Origin of the sequence: Rhodoplanes tepidamans (assembly GCF_030813915.1) — a bacterium.
Classification (GTDB): domain Bacteria; phylum Pseudomonadota; class Alphaproteobacteria; order Rhizobiales; family Xanthobacteraceae; genus Rhodoplanes; species Rhodoplanes tepidamans.
The window spans coordinates 1-21,421 of sequence record NZ_JAUSUJ010000006.1; the positions used below are offsets into that span (position 1 = coordinate 1).

Below are 21,421 nucleotides of genomic sequence, written 5' to 3' on the forward strand. Positions count from 1 at the left end.
CCGCCGCGACCGCCTCTACCCCACCACCAGACCCCCGCCCCCCCCGCCCCCCCCCGCCCCCCCCCCCGGCCCCCCCCCCCCCCGCCGCGGGCTCGTTCGGCCGCGGGAGGGGTCAGCGCGGCGGCGGGGCGACCACCACCCAGACGGTGCGGTTGCCCTGGAACTGCGGCTGGTACCAGGTCGCGCCGCACTGCTCGTAGGTCACGCCGCCGATCACCACGGTCTGGCACCCGGTCGGCAGGGTGGCCGCGATGGTGCCGATCGCCAGCGCCTCGCCGACCAGCGGGGCCACCCAGGCTCCCGGCGGGTAGGCCGGGTAATAGGGCGGCGGCAGGTAGCCGGGATGCGGCGGGAAGGGCGGCGGCGGAGGCGGCCCGGGCGGTCCCGGCGGATGCGGACCGGGGCCAGGGCCGGGACCGGGGCCCGGTCCGGGATGCGGACCAGGACCGGGACCAGGACCGGGGTGCGGACCGGGACCAGGGCCCGGGCCGGGATGCGGACCCGGACGCGGGCCGGGGCCGGGGCCGGGTTGCGGCTCGGGGCGGAATTCCGCCGGCCGCATCTCGGGCGGCCGCATCGGCGCATTGAGATGCGGGCCGAAATTCATCGGCGCGCCGTGGAAGGCGCGGTCGCCGCCGCCGAATCCACCGCCCCGGAATCCGCCGAAGCCGCCGCCGAAATGCTCGATGCCGCGGGCCGTCGCGAGCGACGGGGCGAGCGCGAAGCCGAGGACGGAAGCGCCGAGCAGGACGGCGCGAAGCATCCCGCGGCGCGGGCCGATCATCGTGGTGGGCATGTCAGTTGCTCCCCTGGGTCCGGCCGAGCCGCAGGATGGCGATCGGCGTCTGGTCGGGCCGGGGTGTGAAGACGAACGCCTGGTCGGGAATGTCGGTGCGCTCGGTCCAGGCGAGCGTCGCGGTGTAGCGGGGCCGCGACGGCTGGGCGCGGTCGATCAGCGTGAGCTTGAGCGGCCGCGGCGTGTCGCCGGCGGCGATCCAGACCTCCCAGTCGCGGTCGCGGCTGCGGAAGGCGTAGTGCTCGGCGGCGACGCCGCCGACCGTGGCAGTGCCGACCCGGAACGCGCCGGTGATCCCCTTCGACGGCGGCTCCGCGGTGCCGAGGTCGACGAGGTCGGCCGACGGCAGCTCGATCGCGTGCTCGGCGGCGACGCCGGCCAGCATGTCCCGCAGGGTCGGACGCGCCGGCACCTGCGCATAGTAGGGCTCGGCCGGCGACGCGATCGTCAGGGTCTTGCCGTCGTAGAGATAGGTCCGGGCGAACAGGTCGTTAGCGACGGTGGCGGCGAGCCGATCGGGGCGGCGGACCAGGTAGCGCACGGTGCCGTCGACCGTCACGGTCTGGCCGGTGCGGGCGACGATGTCGAACGCATAGGTCGCCTCGACCTCGAAGGCGCGGAGGCCGGCGAGATGCGCCGCCATCCGGTCGAGGGCGGCGAGCGCCGCCGGGTCGACCGGGTCAGCGGGCGGCGCGGTCCCGCTCGGCGGGGCGGCAGCGGCCGGCGGGGCACCGGGAGCGGCACCTGGCGATGCGGCGCCGGCCGGCGCCACACCCGCGACGACCAGCAGGACGGCGGCGAGCGCCGCGAGGTCGGGACTGAACCGCCTGGGAACCAGGCGTCTGAACATCGGAATCATGCAACGACGTCCGCACTGAAATGGGCCGGGGGCGGCCCATTCAGACTCCGGAACGTGAAGAAATCGCGTATTTCTCCGAAATACTTAGTAATATGGCACCGCTACGTGTCCGGAAGACAGAAACAGCGGTGCGCGGCCGCTCGCGGCTGCGGCCATGTGGTCCGCGGCCGGCGCGGTCACATCTGCCCGGGCCCGCCGGGCGGGACCGGCGGCACGTAGTCGGGCTCGGCGCCCGGCTTGGTCGGGTCGGCGATGCCCGGGTCGTTCACCGGGTAAGGGCTGCGCGGGCCGGTCGGACCGGGCACCGGCGGCTCGCCCGGATCGGGCGGAACCGGCTGCGGGTCCGGGCCCGGCGGAATCTTCGGCCCGGTCGGGTCGGACGTGCCATGGGCCGGCCCGGGCCGGCCCGAATCGATCGTCTGCATGCGCACCTCGTTCGTGTTCCGGGAGAACCCGGCGCCTTCGCACGAGGTTCCAGCGCTGTGCGCGCGCCGTCACGCCGGCGCGTGGCAGACGGCCTCGATGTTGTGGCCGTCCGGATCCAGCACGAAGGCCGCGTAGTAGGTCGGATGATAGTGCGGTCGCAGGCCCGGCCCGCCGTTGTCGCGACCGCCGGCCGCCAGTGCGGCGGCGTGGAAGGCGTCGACGGTCGCGCGGTCCGGCGCCGCCAGTGCGACATGCAGCACGCCGGTCAGGCCGCCTTCGCCGCCGATCCAGAAGTCCGGCTTGCCGTCGCGGCCGAAGCCCGCCGCGGCGTGCCCCATGTCGGTCTCCTCGGGACCGAACTCCATGATCACCGAATAGCCGAGCGGCGCCAGCGCCGCGGCGTAGAAGGCCCGCGAGCGGGCGAAGTCGGACACCGGGAAGCCGACATGATCGATCATGGTTTGTTCTCCTTAATACTTCGGGGCGGCCGACGGGCCGCCCCGGAAACGGGATCGCGCCGGATCAGGTCTTCTGGCGCTCGACCATCAGCTTCTTCAGCTCGGCGATCGCCTTGGCCGGGTTGAGACCCTTCGGGCATGCCTTCGAGCAGTTCATGATGGTGACGCAGCGGAACAGGCGGAACGGATCCTCGAGCTGGTCGAGCCGTTCGCCGGTCCCCTCGTCGCGGCTGTCGATCACCCAGCGATAGGCGTGCAGGAGCGCGGCGGGACCGAGATAGCGGTCCGGGTTCCACCAGTATTCCGGGCACGAGGTCGAGCAGCAGGCGCAGAGGATGCACTCGTAGAGACCGTCGAGCATCTCGCGGTCGTCTTTGCTCTGAATCCACTCCTTCTCGGGCGCCGGCGTGACGGTCTGCAGCCACGGCTGCACCAGCGCGTGCTGGGCGAAGAAGTTGGTGAGGTCGGGCACCAGATCCTTGGCGACCGGCTGGTGCGGCAGCGGCAGCACCTTCACGGACCCCTTGATCTCGCCCATGTCCTTTGTGCAGGCGAGCGTATTGACGCCGTCGATGTTCATGGCGCAGGAGCCGCAGATGCCCTCGCGACAGGAACGCCGGAAGGTCAGCGTCGGGTCGACCTTGTTCTTGATCCACAACAGGGCGTCGAGAACCATCGGCCCGCAGTCGTCGAGATCGACCGTGAAGGTGTCGATGTGCGGATTCTTGCCGTCGTCGGGATTCCAACGGTAGACGCGGAACTCACGCGTGTTGGTCGCGCCCTCCGGCTTCGGCCACACCTTGCCGTCGGTGACTCGCGAGTTCTTTGGCAGGGTGAATTCGACCATGTTCAGTAGACCCTCGCCTTCGGCTCGATGTACGACACGTCGTTCGTCATCGTGTAGGTGTGCACGGGCCGGTAGTCGATCGACACCTTGCGGGTGTCGAAATCGAGCCACGCCAGCGTGTGCTTCATCCACACCTTGTCGTCGCGGTCCGGGAAGTCTTCGCGGGCATGCGCGCCGCGGCTCTCGGTGCGATTGACGGCGGAGTTCATGGTGACGACCGCCTGGGCGATGAGGTTGTCGAACTCCAGCGTCTCCATCAGGTCGGTGTTCCAGATCAGCGAGCGATCGGTCACCTTGACGTCGGCGGCGCCGGCCAGCACCTCGTCGATCAGCTTGACGCCCTCGGCCAGCACCTCGCCGGTGCGGAACACCGCGCAGTTCGACTGCATCACCCGCTGCATCCGCGAGCGCAGCTCGGCGGTCGGCGTGCCGCCATTGGCGTTGCGGAAGCGGTCGAGACGGGCGAGCGCCTTCTCGGTCGACTGCGCGGACGGGGTCGGCTGGCTGGCACCGGGCTCCAGCAGCTCGGCGCAGCGCAGCGCCGCGGCGCGGCCGAAAACCACGAGGTCGATCAGCGAGTTGGAGCCGAGCCGGTTGGCCCCGTGCACGGAGACGCAGGCGGCCTCGCCGAGCGCCATCAGGCCGGGCACCACGTGGTCCGGGTTGCCGTCCTTCCTGATCACCGCCTCGCCGTGATAATTCGTGGCGATGCCGCCCATATTGTAGTGGACGGTCGGTATGACCGGGATCGGCTCCTTGGTGACGTCGACGCCGGCGAAGATCTTGGCGCTCTCCGAGATGCCGGGCAGGCGCTCGTGCAGGATCTTCGGGTCCAGGTGGTCGAGGTGCAGGAAGATGTGGTCCTTGTTCTTCCCGACCCCGCGGCCCTCGCGGATCTCGATCGTCATGGCGCGCGAGACGACGTCGCGCGACGCCAGGTCCTTGGCGGAGGGCGCGTAGCGCTCCATGAAGCGCTCACCCTCGGAGTTGACGAGGTAGCCGCCCTCGCCGCGCGAGCCTTCGGTGATCAGGCAGCCCGAGCCGTAGATGCCGGTCGGGTGGAACTGGACGAACTCCATGTCCTGCAGCGGCAGGCCGGCGCGCAGCACCATGGCGTTGCCGTCGCCGGTCTGGGTGTGGGCGCCCGTGCAGGAGTAGTAGGCGCGCCCGTAGCCGCCGGTCGCCAGAATCGTCATCTGGGCGCGGAAGCGGTGCAGCGTGCCGTCGTCCATGTTGAGCGCGACGACGCCGCGGCAGGCGCCCTCGTCGTCCATGATCAGGTCGAGCACGAAGTACTCGACCAGGAACTCGGCATTGTGCTTGAGGGCGGCGCCGTACAGCGTGTGCAGCATGGCGTGGCCGGTGCGGTCGGCGGCCGCGCAGGTGCGCTGGGCGATGCCCTGGCCGTAGTTCGTCGTCATGCCGCCGAACGGGCGCTGGTAGATCCGGCCTTCCTCGGTGCGCGAGAAGGGCACGCCCCAGTGCTCGAGCTCGTAGACGGCGGCCGGGGCGTTGCGGCACATGTACTCGATGGTGTCCTGGTCGCCGAGCCAGTCCGACCCCTTGACGGTGTCGTACATGTGCCAGCGCCAGTCGTCCGGCCCCATGTTGCCGAGCGCCGCCGAGATGCCGCCCTGCGCCGCCACGGTGTGGGAGCGGGTCGGGAACACCTTGGTCAGGCAGGCGGTGCGGAGCCCCGCCTCGCTGCAGCCGACGACGGCGCGCAGGCCGGCCCCGCCGGCGCCCACGACGACGACGTCGTAGGTGTGGTCTTCGAGCGGATAGGCCCGGCCGTTGACCGCCGGCGCTCCGCCGTTTCCGGAACCGTTGACGGCCATCGGTCAGACTCCGAACGAGAGCTTGAGAATCGCGTAGGTGCAGGCGAGCCAGAGCACGATCGTCAGGAACGTGTTGCCGATCAGGAGGCCCGTCTTCATCGCCTTGCCGTGGATGTAGTCCTCGATCACCGACTGCAGGCCGAGACGCATGTGCAGCGTCACGGTGTAGACCCACAGCAGCATCGTGATGGCGACGAGCGGCGACCCCAGGATCTGGACGACGGCGGCGTGGTTGCGGCCGATCAGCGAGATCACGATGACGATCGCGGCGAGCGTCAGCGGCAGCAGCGCGATCGAGGTGAGCCGCATCTCCCACCAGTGCTCGGTGCCGGACTTGGCCGAGCCGAGGCCGCGCACCTTGCCGATCGGGGTGCGGATGCTGGTCGACTTCATCGCAGGCCTCCCATCACGAAGCCGCCGATGATCCAGGCGAGCAGGGTGAGCGAGATCGAGCCGATCAGGGTCATGCGGGCGAGCCACTCGCGCTCGTTCGGCGCGAAGCCCCGGCCGGTGTCCCAGATCAGGTGGCGGACACCGCCGAGCGAGTGGTGGATCAGGCCCCACGAGAACCCGAGCAGCACGAGCCGCCCGATCCACGTGCTCATGAACCACTGCACCCACGCATAGGCGTTGGGGCCGGAGGCGGCGGAGAGCAGCCACCATGCGACGAGCAGGAAGCCGAGATACAGCACGATCCCGGTGACCCGGTGGAAGCCGGACATCAGGAACGTGAAGGTCAGACGATAGATTTGGAGGTGCGGCGAAAGCGGCCGCTCGACCCGCGCCGGGCGTTCAGCCATGGAATTACTCCAATGAAGGCCGTTTCCTTGAAGCAGAAGCGCGTGTGTTGTGCAACGCCGAATCACGGCTTGCGGTGGATGCCGGGGTTCACAACTTTGCATGCCCGACGGCCCGGCGAACAGCCCCCTGCGGCGCGAGGCCGGCGGCCGCGCGCCCGGCAGGGTTGGTCCGGCCGGACGGGCCCGCTCAGCGCGGAATCAGCGCCCAGTAGTCGAGGTCGAGGATGACCCCCGGCTCGTAGTCGTGACCGGCCCGCAGCGGGTGCTCCTCGCAGGTGCGGTCCTTGGTCGCGACGAGCCGCAGGCGCAGCGCGCCGACGTCGTCGCGGCCGGGAAGATCGGCCTTGGCCAGCACCTCCGACCAGGCGAACACGGTGTCTCCGGCGAACAGCGGTGCGACATGCGCGCCGCTGTTGATTCCCGCGATGTGGAAGACGTTGGCGAGGCCGTTGTAGGACAGCGCCCGGGCGAGCGAGATGACGTGGCCGCCATAGATCAGCCGCCGCCCGATCCGGGTGCGCACCTGGACGAAGTGGTTGAAGTGCACCTTCGCGGTGTTCTGGAAGAGTCGTGTCGACAGTTGGTGCTCGGCGTCCTCGACCGTCATGCCGTCGACATGGTCGATCCGTTCGCCGACCTCGAAGTCGTCGAACCGATGCGGCGCGCCCGACAGGCCGAAATCCCACCCGGCGAGATGCAGCGGCGGGCAGGCGGCGCCGAGATCCGCCGGATCGACGGTCGGCGCCAGCTCCGGCACCAGCTCGGCATGCGGCTTCGCCGCCTCGTCGCGCTTGTTGACCATCACCCAGCGCACGTAGTCCAGGACCCTGGTCCCGTCCTGCCGCCAGCCGGTCGAGCGGACATAGACGACGCCGGTGCGGCGGCTGGAGTTCTCCTTGAGGCCGATGACCTCGGAGGTCGCCGTCAGGGTGTCGCCCGGATACACGGTGGCGAGGAAGCGGCCCTCGGCGTAGCCGAGATTCGCCACGGCGTTGAGCGAGATGTCCGGCACGGTCTTGCCGAACACGATGTGGAAGACGAGCAGGTCGTCGATCGGCGACTGCGGATAGCCGACCGCCCGGGCGAAGGCCTCGGAGCTCTGGACCGCGAAGCGCGACCCGTACAGCGCCGTGTACAGCGCGACGTCGCCCGTCGTGACGGTCCGCGGCACCGCGTGCCGGATCACGTCACCGATCCTGAAGTCTTCGAAGAAGCGCCCCGAGCTGGTCTTGGCCATCGGCTGGTCGGACTGGGGGTCGGTGGCTTTGGGCTTTCGCGAGTCGTACCGCGCCGGACCGGCTCTGGCAATCGTCCGAAAGGCGGGTCGCGGCCGGCGATGGCGCTCCCCCTGGAAAGGTGCGAACCAGGATTCGGTTGATCGCGGCCCGCCCGAGGCACGGCGATCGGGCAGGCGCCGCAGGATTGTCGTCCCGGGGGAAACCTCCCGTTCGCCATCGCATCGGAATCCGGCCGGGCGTTAGGGCGCTGCTCGCCTCCGGCGTGCTGGACTGGCGGCGGTTCGTCCCGAGGCTCGTCCGCGATGCGCAGCATCATCGTCTTCGCTCTCCTCGCCCTCGCTCTCGGCGCCACGGTGCCGCGGCTCTACCTGGACGCGACCGCCCGCACGCCTCCGGCCGCACAGGCCGGCCCGCAGGCGCCGGCTACGCCGGCCGGAGGGTATCGCAGCCTGACGCTGCGCAAGGACGACCGCGGCCACTTCCAGACCGAGGCCTCGCTGGACGGGCGCCGCGTATCGGTGCTGGTCGACACCGGCGCCTCGGTGATCGCGTTGCGGGCCAGCGACGCCGCCCGGCTCGGGGTCCGGCCGCAGGCGCGCGACTACACGGCGCGGGTCACCACCGCGAACGGCACCGTGATGGCGGCGCCGACCGAGATCGGGCGGGTCGACGTCGGCGGCATCGTGGTCCACCACGTCGCCGCTCTGGTGCTGCCCGACGAGGCGCTGTCGCAGAACCTGCTCGGCATGTCGTTCCTGTCGCGCGTCCGCTTCGAGCACCACGGCGGCCGGCTGATGCTGGAGCAGTGAGCGTCCCGCGGCGCGCCGCTGCACATTGTAGACAGTGAGCGAGCTTTCCTCGGCCCGGCGGATCGTCTAGGCGTAGAGACGCGCTGGACGACGGAAGAGACAGCCATGGCCAGAGACAGCCGGACGGCCGGGAAACGGCTCGGCGAGCAGCACGACTCGCTCCACAACCTGATCTATCAGGAGATCAGAAGCGCCATCGCGGACGGCCGGCTGAAGCCGGGCGAGCGGCTGGTCGAGGAGCGGCTCGCCGAGGAGTACGGCGTGTCGCGCAACCCGATCCGCGAGGCCATCCGGGCCCTGCACGCCGACGGGCTCGTCGACGTGTCGAGTCGCCGCGGCGCCCACGTCGCCGGTCTGGCCCCCGACACGGTGCGGGAGATCATCGAGATCCGTGCGCTCCTCGAATCGCACAATGCGCGGCTCGCGGCGCGCAACCGCAACGCGGTCCTGCTGAAGAACGCCGAGGCGATCCTGACCCGCGGGCGGACGGCGTTGACGTCGGGACGGCGGCGCGGCCTGCGCGAGCTGAACGAGCAGTTCCATCGCGCGCTGGCCGAGGCGGGACGCAACCAGCTGCTGTCCGACATGCTGGAGTCTCTCAGGACGCGGAGCGCGCTTCTCTTCTCGCCCGACGATCCCGCCCGCCAGGAGGTGAGCTGGCAGGAGCATGCCGGAATCCTGCAGGCGATCGTGGACGGCGACGAGGAGCTCGCCGCCAAGCGCGCGATGGCCCATGTGCTCGGCGCCGGCGAGGCACACCTCCAGTCGACAGGCGCGGCGGCCACAGCGGCCGGGGCGCGCGACTCAGCCGGCGAGCTGCCGCAGAAGAAGCAAGAGCGCCGCTAGCGCCGACAGGCCGAGGACCGTGAGCCGGACGGCCTTGGCCGGGAGCCTCCGGGCCAGCGGCGTCGACAGCCAGAAGCCGAGCCACAGAGGCGCGATCAGCCAGGTCCCGAGGACGACGTCGTGCACGCCGAAGCGCCCCGTGACGGAGAGCGCGGCGATCGAGACCAGCGATCCGAGAAACAGGAAGCCGCCGAGCGATGCCCGCAGGGTCGCCTTCGGCGCGTTCTGGTACATGAGCGCGATAGGCGGGGTTCCCACCGACGTGATCGTTCCCATGAAGCCGGAAATGCACCCGGCACCGAACATGGTCGCGGGGGAGACGCGCGGCGCGAAGCGGGCGAGGCTCATGGCGACGCCCGCCAGGATGAGCAGCGCGAACACGATGGAGACCTCGCGCACCGGCAGGGCGGTCATCATCGCGGCGGCGGCGACCGAGGCCGGCACCCGTCCCAGCATCGCGAAGCCCACGCCTCTCGTGTCGAGACCGGACCGCTCGCGGCGGACCGCGAGGACCGCGATGACCAGACCGAGGAACAGCATCGGCCCGGGCACCAGCTCGGGATCGATGATCGCCAGGATCGGCGCCGCGAAGACGCCGAAGCCGACCCCGCTCACCCCCTGCATACAGGCGCCCGCGAGCACCAGCAGGCTCGCCGCGCCCCATCTGACCACCACGTCGGCGAGCACCGGATCCATCATGACGGCGAGACCTTGTTTTCGTCCACTGTATACAATTTCGGGGGACAGGGAAGGGCGTCGGAGGGCCTCGCTCGGCGGCCCGGGCCGCGGCGGCCCGGCGGGACGGCCGGCGGGCGGCGTCAGCCGCCGCGCTTCGCCGGCCGGGTGATGCGGAACTCGGCCCACTGGATGAGGGCGTAGATCGCCAGCGACATCAGCCCGAGGATGACGATCGCCGCCATCACCATGTCCATCCGGAAGATCTGGCTGCCGTAGACGATCAGGTAGCCGAGCCCCGCCTTGGACGCCTGGAATTCGCCGACGATGACGCCGACCAGCGACAGACCGGCATTCGCCTTGAGCGTGGCGATGAACGTGTGGACGTTGCTGGGCAGCACGACCTTGGCGAGGATCTGCCGGCGCGTCGCGCCGAAGGTGCGGGCGAGCTTGATCTTGTTCGGATCCGACTGCCGGAAGCCGGTGTAGAGCATCAGGATGGTGATGAAGAGCGCCACCGCCACCGCGACCGCATAGATCGAGCCCTCGGCGCCGAGCCAGATGTAGAAGATCGGCACCAGGGCGATCTTCGGCAGGGCGTTGAGCACGACCAGGAACGGATCCAGCACCCGCTCCAGCCGCGGCGACATCCACAGCAGGATCGCGACCGCGGTTCCCAGCACCATGGCGAGCAGGAAGCTGACGACCACCTCGACCAGCGTGACGACGATGTGGTTGCCGAGCTCGCCGCCGCGGACCATCTGCACGAAGGCCTGCCAGATGGCGCTCGGGTAGCTGGTCAGCATCGGGTTGACCCAATGCATGCGCGGCGCGACCTCCCACACGACGAGAAACGCGACGACGAGCCCGATCTGCGCCGCGACGATCTGCAGCTTCTCGCGGCGGCGGGCGGCGAGCCACGCGTGGTACTGGCGGCTGTGCGGGACGACGGCCCGCTCGGTCCGGGCAGGCGCGGCGGAGGCGGCCGGCGCCGCGGCGATCGACGTGTCACTCGACATGGACTTCCAGCTCTTCCCAGACGGTTTTGAAGTAGGACGGGAATTCCACGGCGTCGCGGGCCGCGAAGCTGCCCGGGCGGCGGTCGCCGTGGCTGGGGAAGGCGATCGGGTGGATCGACTTGATGCGGCCGGGCCGGCGGCTGAGCACGATCACCCGGTCGGCCATGGCGATCGCCTCGGGGATGTCGTGGGTGACGAGAATGGCGGTCTTGCCCTCGTTGCGGATGATCCCGCCGATCTCGTCGGCGATCGACAGCCGGGTCTGGAAGTCGAGCGCCGAGAACGGCTCGTCGAGCAGCAGGACGTCGGGCCGCAGGCACATGGTGCGGGCGAGCGCCGCCCGCTGCCGCATGCCGCCGGAGAGCTCCGACGGCTTGCTGTCGAGGAAGTCCCCGAGCCCGTAGCGCTTCAGCAGGCCCTCGGCCCTGACGCGTGCCTCGAACCGGTCGTCGCCGCGGATCTCCGGCCCCAGCACGCAGTTCTCGGCGATGGTCCGCCATTCGAACAGGCTGTCCTGCTGCAGCATGAAGCCGACCTGCGGCGACGGCCCCGTCACCGGGACGCCGTCGATCAGCACCTCGCCGTCGGTGGGCCGGATGAGCCCGGCGAGAAGCGACAGGAGCGTGCTCTTGCCGCAGCCGGACTGGCCGACGATGCTGACGAACTCGCCCTGCGCCACCGTGAAGCTGATGTCGGCGAGCGCCTGCGTCTCCCCCTTCGGCGTGAAGTACCGGAGGCCGACGTCGCGGAACTCGATCTTCGGCGTGGTCATCTCATGCTCCGACGCGGGACCGGATCACTTCGCTGCCTTCGCGAAGGCCGGATCGACGACCTTCTCGTAGGCCACCTTCTCGCCGGCACCGAGAACGCCGGAGGCGACCAGGAGGTCCTGGAGCGCGCCGATCGCCTCGGCCGAGACGAGCGGCGACGCCTTCCAGACGCCGGCCTCGCGATGGCGGGAGACGGAGGCGGCGAGCTCGGCGGCGGAGACGCCGGGGAAGTAGGGCGCCAGCGTCTTGGCGGCCTCCTGCGGGTCGGCCGTCTGCAGCCACCGCTCGGCCCTGGCGATCGCGTCGGTGAAGCCCTGGATCACCTTGGGATTCGCCTTGATGTAGCTTTCGCGGGCGGTGAACACCGTGTAGTCGATCTTGCCCGCGGCGACGCCGACATTGGCGAGCGAGTAGCCCTTGCCGGACGCCTCGATCTTGGTGACGTCGGGCTCGAAGAAGGTCCCGTAGTCCGCCGTGCCGGCCATGAACGCGCCGAGGCGGGCCGGGATCGCCACGTTGGTGACGATGGTGACGTCCTTCTCCGGGTCGAGGCCGTGATCCTTCAGCACCTTGTCGAGGAAGATCGCCGGCGCCGACCCCTTGCGCCAGCCGAGGATCGTCTTGCCCTTCAGCGACGCCCAGGAGAAGCCGCTCTGCTTCTCGCGACCGACCAGGAAGGAGCCGTCGGTGGCGGTGAGGCCGGCGAAGATCCGGATCTTCTCCGGCGACTGGCCGTTCTGGATGTAGACGGCGGTCTCGGGGCCGACCAGGACGACGTCGGCGGCCCCCGACAGCAGCGCGGCCGTCGCCTTGTCGCTGCCCTGCGCGGCGACGAGGTCGAAATCGATCCCCTCCTGCTTGAAGTAGCCGAGCCCGTGGGCGACGTAGAGGGGCGAATAGAACAGCGAGTGGATCACCTCCATGAACTTGATCTTCTGCACCGGCTCGGCCGTCGCGGCCGGCGGTGCAAAGGCGATTGCGGCGGCGCAGAGCACGCCGGAGATGATCTTGCGACAGCCCATCTTTGAAGCCCTCTCCACTCGAACGCGCCGGCGTCGGCGCGACGTCCGCCGCCATGCAACGCGCGTGCCAGCATTGCATTCGGTGGATTGTCTGCTGTATACAATGGCCGATTTCCCGGATCCGGCGACGGGCGCCGGCGCGGCCGGGCGACGGCGCGGGAAAACGGTCCGCCGGTGCACAAAAGGAGAGCAGACATGCACCCCTTCGAGATGCCCGAATGGGCGATCGACCGCGTCCGCGCCCGGCAGGGCTGCGCGCTGGCGCATCGCGACGTCGCGCCCGGGCGGACCGCGCTCGTGGTCGTCGACATGCAGACCTACTTCATGGCGCCGGGGGCCGGCGGAGAGACGCCGCCGGCGCGCGCCATCGTGCCCGCCGTCAACCGGCTGGCGCGCGCGCTGCGCGACGCCGGCGGCCTGGTGGTGTGGATCCGCACGCTGTTCACCGACGGCGCCCTGCACACGATCCCGCACTTCCACCGCACGCTGCTGACGCCGGCCCGCTTCGACGCCCGCGCGGCGGCGCTCGCCGAGCACGCGCCGGGCTCCGCTCTGTGGCCGGAGCTCGACGTCCGCGCCGACGACCTCGTCGTCGGCAAGACGCGCTACAGCGCCTTCATCCAGGGCGCCTCGGATCTGGACGGCATCCTGCGGGCGCGCGGCATCGAGGCCGTGCTGGTTGCCGGCACGATGACCAATGCCTGCTGCGAATCCACGGCGCGCGACGCGATGATGCTCAACTACCGCACCACCATGGTGCACGACGCCAATGCGAGCCTGCGCGACGACGAGCACGCCGCCGCCCTCGTCAACTTCTACCTCTTCTTCGGCGACGTCACCGACGTGGCCGAGATCGAGTCCCGCTGGGCCGAGGCCCGGGCGACGGCCTGACCTCGACCGGCGGCCCGGCCGCCCCGCGCGACGCCGCGAAACGACGTGCCAAGCCGGGCGCGTCGCAGTAGATTGGCAGGCATTTCCGCCGGACCCCGTCCGCGCAGAGCCAGGGACACCCGATGACGATTTCGCCCCTCGCCGGCAAGCTGCCGCCCGCGGAGCTGCTGGTCGACCTCGACCGCCTCGACCGCGCCTATTACGAGCGCGTCCCCGACGTCGCCGACCCGACCCAGAAGGTCGCCTTCGGGACCTCGGGCCATCGCGGCACGTCGCTTCACGGCTCGTTCAACGAGGCGCACATTCTCGCCATCTCGCAGGCGATCTGCGAGTACCGGGCCGGACAGGGCATCGACGGTCCGCTCTACATGGGCAAGGACACGCATGCGCTGTCGCGCCCGGCCGAACGCAGCGCGCTGGAGGTGCTGGCGGCCAACGGCGTCACGACCGTGATCCAGGCCGGCGACGGCTACACCCCGACGCCGGTGATCTCGCGCGCCATCCTGGTCCACAACCGCGGTCGCGCGGAGCACCTCGCCGACGGCATCGTCATCACGCCGTCGCACAATCCGCCCGAGGACGGCGGCTTCAAGTACAACCCGCCGCACGGCGGCCCGGCCGACACCGACGCCACCAAGTGGATCGAGAACCGCGCCAACGCGCTGCTGCGCGACGGCAATCGCGACGTGAAGCGGATCCCCTTCGAGCGTGCCCTGAAGGCCGAGACCACGCGGCAGGAGGACTACGTCCATCCCTACGTGAACGACCTCGACGCCGTGATCGACATGGCGGCCATCAAGGCGGCCGGCCTGAAGCTGGCGGTCGACCCGCTGGGCGGTGCCGGCCTGCCCTACTGGGAGCCGATCAACGCGCGCTGGGGCCTCGACATCGACATCGTCAACAAGGCCGTCGACTTCCAGTTCGCGTTCATGACCGTCGATCACGACGGCAAGATCCGCATGGACTGCTCGAGCCCGCACGCGATGGCGAGCCTCGTCGGGCTGAAGGACAAGTACCAGGTGGCGTTTGGCAACGACACCGACGCCGACCGCCACGGCATCGTGGTGCCGAGCGCCGGCCTGATGAACCCCAACCACTATCTGGCGGTCGCGATCCAGTACCTGCTCGGTCACCGCGCGGACTGGCCGGCCGACTCCGCGGTCGGCAAGACGCTGGTGTCGTCGAGCATGATCGACCGGGTGGTCGCGAGCCTCGGGAGAAAGCTCTCCGAGGTGCCGGTCGGCTTCAAGTGGTTCGTGCCCGGCCTGGTCGACGGCTCCTATTGCTTCGGCGGCGAGGAGAGCGCCGGGGCGAGCTTCCTGCGCCGCGACGGCACGACATGGACGACCGACAAGGACGGGCTGATCATGGATCTGCTCGCCGCCGAGATCACGGCCGTCACCGGCAAGGATCCGGGCGAGCACTACCAGGCGCTGACCCAGGAATTCGGCGCGCCGTACTACACGCGCATCGACGCGGCGGCGACACCGGGCGAGAAGGCGCGACTGGGAAAACTGTCGCCCGCCGCGGTGAGCGCGAGTGCGCTCGCCGGCGACCCGATCACGGCGAAGCTGACCAACGCGCCCGGCAACGGCGCGGCGATCGGCGGCCTGAAGGTGACGACCGACGCCGGCTGGTTCGCGGCGCGCCCGTCCGGCACCGAGAACATCTACAAGATCTACGCCGAGAGCTTCCGCAACACCGTGCACCTGCAGGCGATCGTCTCCGAGGCCAAGGCGATCGTCGCCGCCGCGCTGGCCGGCGCCCCGACGCCGGCGTGATTTCGATCTGCACCGCGCGCTCTCCCATGACGCCGGTGATCGAGAAAGACCCGCTCCCCGCGGCTCCCTCCCCCCTCGTGGGGGAGGGACAGGGAGGAGGGCAAGCCACACGCACCGGGCAAGCTCGCCCGCTCCCCTCCCCCACACGGGGAGAAGGAGCAGGTCGCGGCGAGTGGCGCGGTGAGCATGCGAGCAAGGAGGTCCCCATGTTTCCTATTCCACAGCCCGCCCTCTCGCCCAACACCTACGCCTACGAATCGCTTCCCCTGGTGAAGCCGACCGGCTTCCGCGAGTACGACGCGCGCTGGCTGTTCGAGAAGGAGATCAACCTGATGGGCGTGCAGGCGCTGGGCATGGGGCTCGGCACGCTGATCCGCCGCTCGGGCGTCGCGCCTTCTATCGTCACCGGCCACGACTTCCGCAGCTACTCGGGGTCGATCAAGACGGCGCTGGTCTCCGGCCTGCTCGCCGCCGGCTGCACCGTGCACGACATCGGGCTCGCCATCACGCCGATGGCCTATTTCGCCCAGTTCGATCTCGACGTGCCCTGCGTCGCCATGGTGACGGCCTCGCACAACGACAACGGCTGGACCGGCGTCAAGATGGGCATGGCGCGCCCCCTCACCTTCGGCCCCGATGAGATGACCCGGCTGAAGGAGATCGTGCTGGCCGCCGACTTCGATCTGTCCAGCGGCGGGTCGTACCGCTTCGTCGAGAATTTTCCGCAGCGCTATATCGCCGACCTGACGAACCGGGCGCCGCTGACGCGAAAACTCAAGGTCGTCTGCGCCTGCGGCAACGGCACGGCCGGCGCCTTCGCACCGACCATTCTCGAGAAGATCGGCTGCGAGGTGGTGCCGCTCGACACCGCGCTCGACTTCACGTTCCCACGCTACAATCCGAATCCCGAAGACCTGGAGATGCTGCACGCGATCCGCGACGCGGTGCTGGAGAACGGCGCCGACGTGGGGCTCGGCTTCGACGGCGACGGCGATCGCTGCGGCGTGGTGGACGACAAGGGAGAGGAGATCTTCGCCGACAAGATCGGCGTGATGCTGGCGCGCGACATCTCCGCCCGGCACCCGAACGCGAAATTCGTCGTCGACGTGAAGTCGACCGGCCTGTTCTCGACCGACCCGGTGCTGATCGCGAACGGCGCCAAGACCGAGTACTGGAAGACCGGCCACTCCTACATGAAGCGGCGCACCCACGAGCTCGGCGCCCTGGTCGGCTTCGAGAAGTCCGGCCACTTCTTCTTCAACACGCCGTTCGGCCGCGGCTACGACGACGGCCTCGTCTCGGCGCTGGCGGTCTGCGACATGCTGGACCGCAATCCGGGCAAGCGCCTCTCCGAGCTGAGGGACGCGCTGCCGAAGACCTGGTCGTCTCCGACCATGTCTCCGCACTGCGCCGACGAGACGAAGTACGGCGTGGTCGACGCCGTGGTGAAGCATTTCTTGGACGCACAGGCGAAAGGCGTTCCGGCGGCGGGCCAAAGCATCCGCGACGTCGTGACGGTCAACGGCGTCCGCGTCACGGTCGAGGACGGCACCTGGGGGCTGGTGCGCGCCTCCTCCAACAAGCCGGAGCTGGTCGTCGTCGTCGAGAGCCCGGTGTCGGAGGCCCGCATGCACGACATGTTCAAGGCCGTCGACGCCGTCCTGCGCATGCACCCGGAGGTCGGGGCGTACAATCAGACGATCTGAGCAGGCCGCCACATGCCCTGACTCGTCATGCACGGCCTTGTGCCGGGCATCCACGTCCTTACTGAACGTCGGCGAACAAGAGCGTGGATGGCCGGGACAAGCCCGGCCATGAGGAGGAGAATGGCTCTGGCCTCACGCCCAGATCGCCATCCTCAGCCCATGAGCATCGCGAGGCGGCGGATTGGGGAAGGACGTCGCGACACCGGCACGGATCCGGCGTGCCGTGACGGCGCAGGCGAGGGCGTCGAGGAGATCGTCCGGCCCGGCGCCCTTGGGAGGCGACTCGTTCACGACCGTCACCGGCAGGCCGGCGCTCTTGAGGAGGTGTCGGCGCTCGTCCAAACCCGGCGGGTGAGGCCTGCCTTTCACTTTCTTGGGCGTGTCGAGAGGCTTTTTGCCATTCATGTGCCAGAACGCCACCTCGGGGTGGGTCTCGAACACCCGCGCCGCGAGGCTGGCGTCGGCCTTTAGCAACCCATCGATACAGCGGATCTTCGGAAACAGGCAGAACGCCTGGAGGGCGATCTTCTTCGGCGGATCAGAGGTCGCGAGAGCAACTTTTGAGGCTCGCTTGTGGGCGGCGAGCAGCGCGGCCCAGTCCGCTGGAGGTTCGATCTCCGCATACACGGCCGCCCGCGACGGCACCGAGAACACCGACGACTGCCGGGCCCCGAGCAGCGGCCGCACGGCGGCCTCGGCCGCCCGTCCGCCGGGGCCGACCCGATCGGGCAGGCCGATCGGCATGTCGACCGCGATCACGGCCGGCCGCTCGGGCGCGAAGACGACCTCGGCGACGGTGCGGACGATCCGCACCCGCACCTCTCCACCCGCCGGCGCCACCAGGGCGACCACCCAGCCGCCCGGGCAGCCGTCCACCCCGGCCAGCCATTCTGTACCCATCGGAGTCCCCCCACCTCGGCAGGCCCGCGCGCCCGGGGCGATGCCCGCAGCGCGGACCGAAGCGTTCGGCAGGGTCCCACAACGGCGAAAAATGCTCTAGGCTCGTCGCGCCGCTCCGCCCCCGCCCCCAGGCGTGAGCCGACCCTTTCCGGAGACAGACAATGACCATCCGTCCGCGCCGCAGCGTGCTCTACATGCCGGGCTCGAACACCCGCGCCATGGAGAAGGCAAAGACCTTGCCGATCGACGCCGTCATCCTCGACCTCGAGGACTCGGTCGCGCCGGACGCCAAGGCCGAGGCCCGCAAGCTGGTGGCCGCCACCGTGAAGGCCGGCGGCTTCGGCCGGCGCGAGGTGTTCGTGCGGGTGAACGGCGTCGACACGCCGTGGTTCGGCGAGGACTTCGAGGCCGTCGTGCCGGCCAGGCCGGACGTGATCCTGGTCCCCAAGGTGTCGAGCCCCGACACGCTGGAGATGATCAGCCAGCGGCTCCTCGACATGCATGCCGACGCCCGCACCCGCATCTGGATCATGGTGGAGACGCCGCTGGCGATCTTCGGCATCCGCGAGCTCGCCGCCTGCGCCACCGACAGCGAGACGCGGCTCGGCGGCTTCGTGATGGGCACCAACGACCTCGCCAAGGAGACGCGGGTGCGCCTCGTGCCGGGCCGGGCGCCGATGACCGGCTGGCTCGCCGACTGCGTGCTCGCCGCCCACGCCTACGGGCTCGACATCGTCGACGGCGTCTACAACAACCTCTCCGACCTCGAGGGCTTCAAGCGCGAGTGCCTGGAGGGCCGCGACCTCGGCTTCGACGGCAAGACGCTGATCCACCCGAACCAGGTCGAGCCGTGCAACGAGGTGTTCTCGCCGAGCCCCGAGGAGGTCGCGCTGGCCAGGAAGATCATCGCCACGTTCGACCTGCCGGAGAACAGCGGCAAGGGCGTGGTGCAGATGGACGGCCGCATGGTCGAGCGCCTGCACGCCGAGATGGCGAAGCGCACCGTCGCCATCGCCGAGGCGATCGGCATGGCGTGACGCTCTGCGGCGCCGCGGCCGTCACGCCGCCGCGGTGTCGTGCCGTTCGGCCGGAGCGGCTGCCGCACCGGCGGTCGTCCCGGGCGCCACCAGCGCGAGTCGCTCGAGCAGAGCCGCCTTGCGCAGCGGCTTGGCGATGAAGTCGGTCATGCCCGCCGCGCGGCAGGCGGCGACGTCCTCGGCAAAGGCATTGGCGGTGAGGGCGACGATCGGGACACCGCTCCAGGCGCCGCCGAGCGCCCGGATCGCCCGGGTCGCCTCGAGCCCGTCCATCTCGGGCATGCGCATGTCCATGAAGACGATGTCGAACGCGCGGCTGCGCGCCAGTGCGACGGCGTCGCGGCCGTTGGCGGCGACCGTCAGCCGTGACGGCACCCCCTGCAGGAGCTTCGAGAAGACGAGCTGATTGGTCGGGTTGTCTTCGGCGAGCAGCACCGCGAGGGGCCGCGCCGGGAGGACCGGATCGGCGGGTGCGACGGCGGTCTCCTCGGCCCGTGGCAACGCCGAGCCGGCCGCGGCGGGCAGCGGCAACGTCACGGTCGCCGTGAAGGTGCTGCCGGCGCCGAGCGCCGACTCCACCCCGAGGGCGCCGCGCATCTGCTCGACGATCCGCTTGGAGATGGCGAGGCCCAGCCCGGTGCCGCCGAACTGCCGGTTGATCGAGCTGTCGGCCTGGGCGAACTCGCCGAACAGTCGCCCGATCTGGTCGGGCGCGATGCCGATGCCGGTGTCGCGGACACGGAATTCCAGCGTCGCCGCGGCCTCGGTCCGCCCGGTGCAGCGGATCGCGAGCTCGACGGTCCCGGCCTGGGTGAACTTGACGGCGTTGTCCACCAGGTTGAGCAGGACCTGCTTCAGCCGCGCCGGGTCGCCGACCACCTGCTCGGGCAGGTCCGGATCGACCTGGATCCGCAGCACGAGCCCCTTCTCCTGCGCCCGCGCCTCGACGATGCCGACGACCTTGGCGGCCACCACGGCCGGCGAGAACGGCACCGCCTCGAGCTGCAGCTTGCCGGCGTCGAGCTTGGAGAAGTCGAGGATGTCGTTGAGGAGCCGCAGCAGGTCGTTGCCCGAGCTCGCGATGGTGTCGGCGAGATGGCGCTGCTCGGGATCGAGCCGGGTGTCGAGCAGCGCCGACGACAGGCCGATCACGGCGTTCATGGGCGTGCGGATCTCGTGGCTCATCATGGCGAGGAAGGCGGACTTCGCCGCGGTCGCCTCGCGCGCGAGCTGCAGGGCGTCGCGGGTCTGCCGGATCTGCTCGCGCAGGCTCCGCTGCACCGCCTCGTGCTCGGCGACGGCGCGCCGGATCGCCCGGCGCGGCACGAGATAGGCGCAGACGAACACGGCGGCTCCCGCCGTCAGCCCGAGCAGGCCGATCAGCCCGACCCGCAGCAGCAGCGGCGTCGGATCGATGGCGGCCCGGACGGTGCCGATGGTTTCGCCGCGCACCACGATCGGCGACTCGACCCGTAGCGCCGGCCCGTCGATCGGGTCGCCCGCCTCGGCGACGAGCCGCCCCCCGGAATCGAAGACCGCCTGATGCTCGTCGAGCCGGTAATAGTCCACGAAGCCGGCGACGCGGTGCTCGGCGTAGCGCCAGACGTCGCCCTGCAGATAGGCGTATTCGGCGACACGGCGGGCAGCGAGCTCGGTGCGATAGCCGAGCCGCGCCTCCTCGGTCCGCCAGGCGTTCACCCCGAAGGCGAGCGGGCCGCACACCCCGGCGAGCACGCCGACCATCACGGCCACGGCGAGCACGGAGCGATTGAGGCGCGTGAACGACCCGGCTTGCGTCATGGGGCTATTCGGCCGGGACCGCCCCCATCGTTCCGACGAGCCGGAGGCCGGTCTCGGAGCGCAGATGCGCGAGCAGGGCGGCGACCGGGTGGGGCGGCGACTCGCCCTTTACCACGGTGCAGACCGAGACCCACAGCGGATAGGTGTCGGCGACGGCGCCCGGCTCCGGCTGAATGCCGTCGAGGGCCACCACCCGGAGATCCAGCTTCTCGGCACGGAGCTGCAGCAGGGTGATCACCGCGAACGAGCCGTCGGTGCGCTGGGCCAGCTCGGCATTGTCCTGGTCGGTGGTGGCGACCGGAACGCCGGGACGGCCGTAGGCCTTCTCCAGCGCCACGCCCATGGCGGGCATGAAGGCGAGCAGATAGCCGTTCTCCGAGCCGGCCCGCGAGCGCATCAGGATCTTCAGCGGGCGCCCGTCCGGCCACACCGGGCCCGGGTCGGAATAGAGCCGCGGCAGGTCGACGGCGCGGATGCCGCCCGGAGCCGGATGCGACGAGGCGAACAGCAGCGGCGTCCGGAGGCACAGCGTCTCGACGAAGCCCTTGGCCCGCTCCTCGGCCTTCAGGCGCCGACCGGTGACGGCGACGTCGATGGCGCCCTCCTGGAGGGCCCGCAGCGCGCCGGACGTGCCCAGGCTGGGCAGCACCTCGACCACGATGTCGGGCCGAACCGCGCGCAGGCTGTCGCCGAGGTGCCGCATCGCCGCGAGAGCCATGCCGGTGCCGCCGACCCGCACCGGCTCGGCCGCCGCCGCGAGGGGCGTGACGAGCGAAGGCGAGAGCAGCAGCCCGGCAGCTACGAGCGTACCGCGGACCACTCCGGTGACAGACAATGCCTCCTCCTGGAACGGCGGCTGGCGAGCCTCGCGTTCCAGTTGAGCACGGGAGAGTAAAGTCTTGC

Annotated in this window: 22 protein-coding genes; 6 read left to right on the forward strand and 16 right to left on the reverse strand. The window is 70.4% G+C overall.

What is annotated here, in order from left to right:
* Positions 1–112 precede the first annotated feature (112 nt).
* The 9 genes from J2S22_RS08830 to J2S22_RS08870 all read right to left on the reverse strand — a co-directional run bounded on the left by J2S22_RS08830 (position 113) and on the right by J2S22_RS08870 (position 7,261).
* Positions 113–796, reverse strand: a complete 684-nt coding sequence (locus J2S22_RS08830; protein ID WP_272776866.1) for a hypothetical protein — start codon at positions 794–796, stop codon at positions 113–115.
* Position 797: 1 nt separating this feature from the next.
* Entirely contained in the window at positions 798–1,655 is an 858-nt protein-coding gene (locus J2S22_RS08835; RefSeq protein ID WP_272776867.1) for a DUF2092 domain-containing protein, read from the reverse strand.
* A gap of 176 nt (positions 1,656–1,831) precedes the next feature.
* A complete protein-coding gene (locus J2S22_RS08840) occupies positions 1,832–2,080 on the reverse strand; it encodes a hypothetical protein (RefSeq protein WP_272776868.1) in 249 nt (82 codons plus the stop codon).
* 69 nt (positions 2,081–2,149) lie between these two features.
* Positions 2,150–2,539: a VOC family protein gene (locus J2S22_RS08845; RefSeq protein ID WP_272776869.1), complete on the reverse strand. Its 390-nt coding sequence runs from the start codon at positions 2,537–2,539 to the stop codon at positions 2,150–2,152.
* A gap of 64 nt (positions 2,540–2,603) precedes the next feature.
* The gene (locus J2S22_RS08850; RefSeq protein WP_272776870.1) at positions 2,604–3,386 is read right to left on the reverse strand and encodes a succinate dehydrogenase iron-sulfur subunit; all 783 of its coding nucleotides are present in this window, start codon (positions 3,384–3,386) and stop codon (positions 2,604–2,606) included.
* Positions 3,387–3,388: 2 nt separating this feature from the next.
* Positions 3,389–5,224, reverse strand: a complete 1,836-nt coding sequence (gene sdhA, locus J2S22_RS08855) for a succinate dehydrogenase flavoprotein subunit (RefSeq protein WP_272776871.1) — start codon at positions 5,222–5,224, stop codon at positions 3,389–3,391.
* A gap of 3 nt (positions 5,225–5,227) precedes the next feature.
* Positions 5,228–5,617, reverse strand: coding sequence for a succinate dehydrogenase, hydrophobic membrane anchor protein (gene sdhD / locus J2S22_RS08860; protein ID WP_272776872.1), 390 nt, complete (start codon positions 5,615–5,617; stop codon positions 5,228–5,230).
* Positions 5,614–6,024: a succinate dehydrogenase, cytochrome b556 subunit gene (gene sdhC, locus J2S22_RS08865; RefSeq protein WP_272776873.1), complete on the reverse strand. Its 411-nt coding sequence runs from the start codon at positions 6,022–6,024 to the stop codon at positions 5,614–5,616. The genes sdhD and sdhC overlap by 4 nt, the downstream gene beginning before the upstream one ends.
* Before the next feature lie 187 nt (positions 6,025–6,211).
* Positions 6,212–7,261, reverse strand: coding sequence for a MaoC family dehydratase (locus J2S22_RS08870; RefSeq protein ID WP_272776874.1), 1,050 nt, complete (start codon positions 7,259–7,261; stop codon positions 6,212–6,214).
* 303 nt (positions 7,262–7,564) lie between these two features.
* Between J2S22_RS08870 and J2S22_RS08875 the strand changes: the two genes are divergently transcribed.
* Both J2S22_RS08875 and J2S22_RS08880 read left to right on the forward strand, forming a co-directional pair.
* A complete protein-coding gene (locus J2S22_RS08875) occupies positions 7,565–8,071 on the forward strand; it encodes a retropepsin-like aspartic protease family protein (RefSeq protein ID WP_272776875.1) in 507 nt (168 codons plus the stop codon).
* Positions 8,072–8,176: 105 nt separating this feature from the next.
* On the forward strand, positions 8,177–8,917 hold the full coding sequence (locus tag J2S22_RS08880; RefSeq protein WP_272776876.1) for a GntR family transcriptional regulator: 741 nt from the start codon (positions 8,177–8,179) through the stop codon (positions 8,915–8,917).
* Here the strand turns inward: J2S22_RS08880 and J2S22_RS08885 are convergent.
* The 4 genes from J2S22_RS08885 to J2S22_RS08900 form a co-directional block, all read right to left on the reverse strand.
* On the reverse strand, positions 8,876–9,616 hold the full coding sequence (locus J2S22_RS08885; protein WP_272776877.1) for a sulfite exporter TauE/SafE family protein: 741 nt from the start codon (positions 9,614–9,616) through the stop codon (positions 8,876–8,878). The two genes, J2S22_RS08880 and J2S22_RS08885, sit on opposite strands and share 42 nt — an antisense overlap.
* A 119-nt stretch (positions 9,617–9,735) precedes the next feature.
* Positions 9,736–10,611: an ABC transporter permease gene (locus J2S22_RS08890; RefSeq protein WP_272776878.1), complete on the reverse strand. Its 876-nt coding sequence runs from the start codon at positions 10,609–10,611 to the stop codon at positions 9,736–9,738.
* Entirely contained in the window at positions 10,601–11,383 is a 783-nt protein-coding gene (locus tag J2S22_RS08895) for an ABC transporter ATP-binding protein (protein ID WP_272776879.1), read from the reverse strand. The genes J2S22_RS08890 and J2S22_RS08895 overlap by 11 nt, the downstream gene beginning before the upstream one ends.
* Before the next feature lie 24 nt (positions 11,384–11,407).
* Positions 11,408–12,403 carry an ABC transporter substrate-binding protein gene (locus J2S22_RS08900; RefSeq protein ID WP_272776880.1) on the reverse strand — a complete coding sequence of 332 codons (996 nt, stop codon included), beginning with the start codon at positions 12,401–12,403 and terminating at the stop codon, positions 11,408–11,410.
* Between the two features lie 195 nt (positions 12,404–12,598).
* On the opposite strand from J2S22_RS08900, the gene J2S22_RS08905 reads away from it, so the two are divergent.
* The 3 genes from J2S22_RS08905 to J2S22_RS08915 all read left to right on the forward strand — a co-directional run bounded on the left by J2S22_RS08905 (position 12,599) and on the right by J2S22_RS08915 (position 16,781).
* Positions 12,599–13,294 (forward strand): cysteine hydrolase family protein, encoded by a 696-nt coding sequence (locus J2S22_RS08905; RefSeq protein ID WP_272776881.1) that lies wholly within the window; start codon positions 12,599–12,601, stop codon positions 13,292–13,294.
* A 122-nt stretch (positions 13,295–13,416) separates the two neighbouring features.
* Entirely contained in the window at positions 13,417–15,075 is a 1,659-nt protein-coding gene (gene pgm, locus J2S22_RS08910; protein ID WP_272776882.1) for a phosphoglucomutase (alpha-D-glucose-1,6-bisphosphate-dependent), read from the forward strand.
* A 206-nt stretch (positions 15,076–15,281) separates the two neighbouring features.
* A complete protein-coding gene (locus tag J2S22_RS08915) occupies positions 15,282–16,781 on the forward strand; it encodes a phosphomannomutase/phosphoglucomutase (RefSeq protein ID WP_272776883.1) in 1,500 nt (499 codons plus the stop codon).
* Between the two features lie 132 nt (positions 16,782–16,913).
* Here the strand turns inward: J2S22_RS08915 and J2S22_RS08920 are convergent, their stop codons facing one another.
* Entirely contained in the window at positions 16,914–17,681 is a 768-nt protein-coding gene (locus tag J2S22_RS08920) for a DUF429 domain-containing protein (protein ID WP_272776884.1), read from the reverse strand.
* A 161-nt stretch (positions 17,682–17,842) separates the two neighbouring features.
* Between J2S22_RS08920 and J2S22_RS08925 the strand changes: the two genes are divergently transcribed.
* Positions 17,843–18,718, forward strand: a complete 876-nt coding sequence (locus tag J2S22_RS08925) for an HpcH/HpaI aldolase/citrate lyase family protein (RefSeq protein ID WP_272776885.1) — start codon at positions 17,843–17,845, stop codon at positions 18,716–18,718.
* A gap of 21 nt (positions 18,719–18,739) precedes the next feature.
* On the opposite strand, the gene J2S22_RS08930 is transcribed toward J2S22_RS08925, so the two are convergent.
* Together J2S22_RS08930 and J2S22_RS08935 are read right to left on the reverse strand one after the other, a co-directional pair.
* A complete protein-coding gene (locus tag J2S22_RS08930; RefSeq protein ID WP_272776886.1) occupies positions 18,740–20,518 on the reverse strand; it encodes an ATP-binding protein in 1,779 nt (592 codons plus the stop codon).
* 4 nt (positions 20,519–20,522) lie between these two features.
* Entirely contained in the window at positions 20,523–21,353 is an 831-nt protein-coding gene (locus J2S22_RS08935; protein ID WP_272776887.1) for a substrate-binding domain-containing protein, read from the reverse strand.
* Positions 21,354–21,421 lie beyond the last annotated feature (68 nt).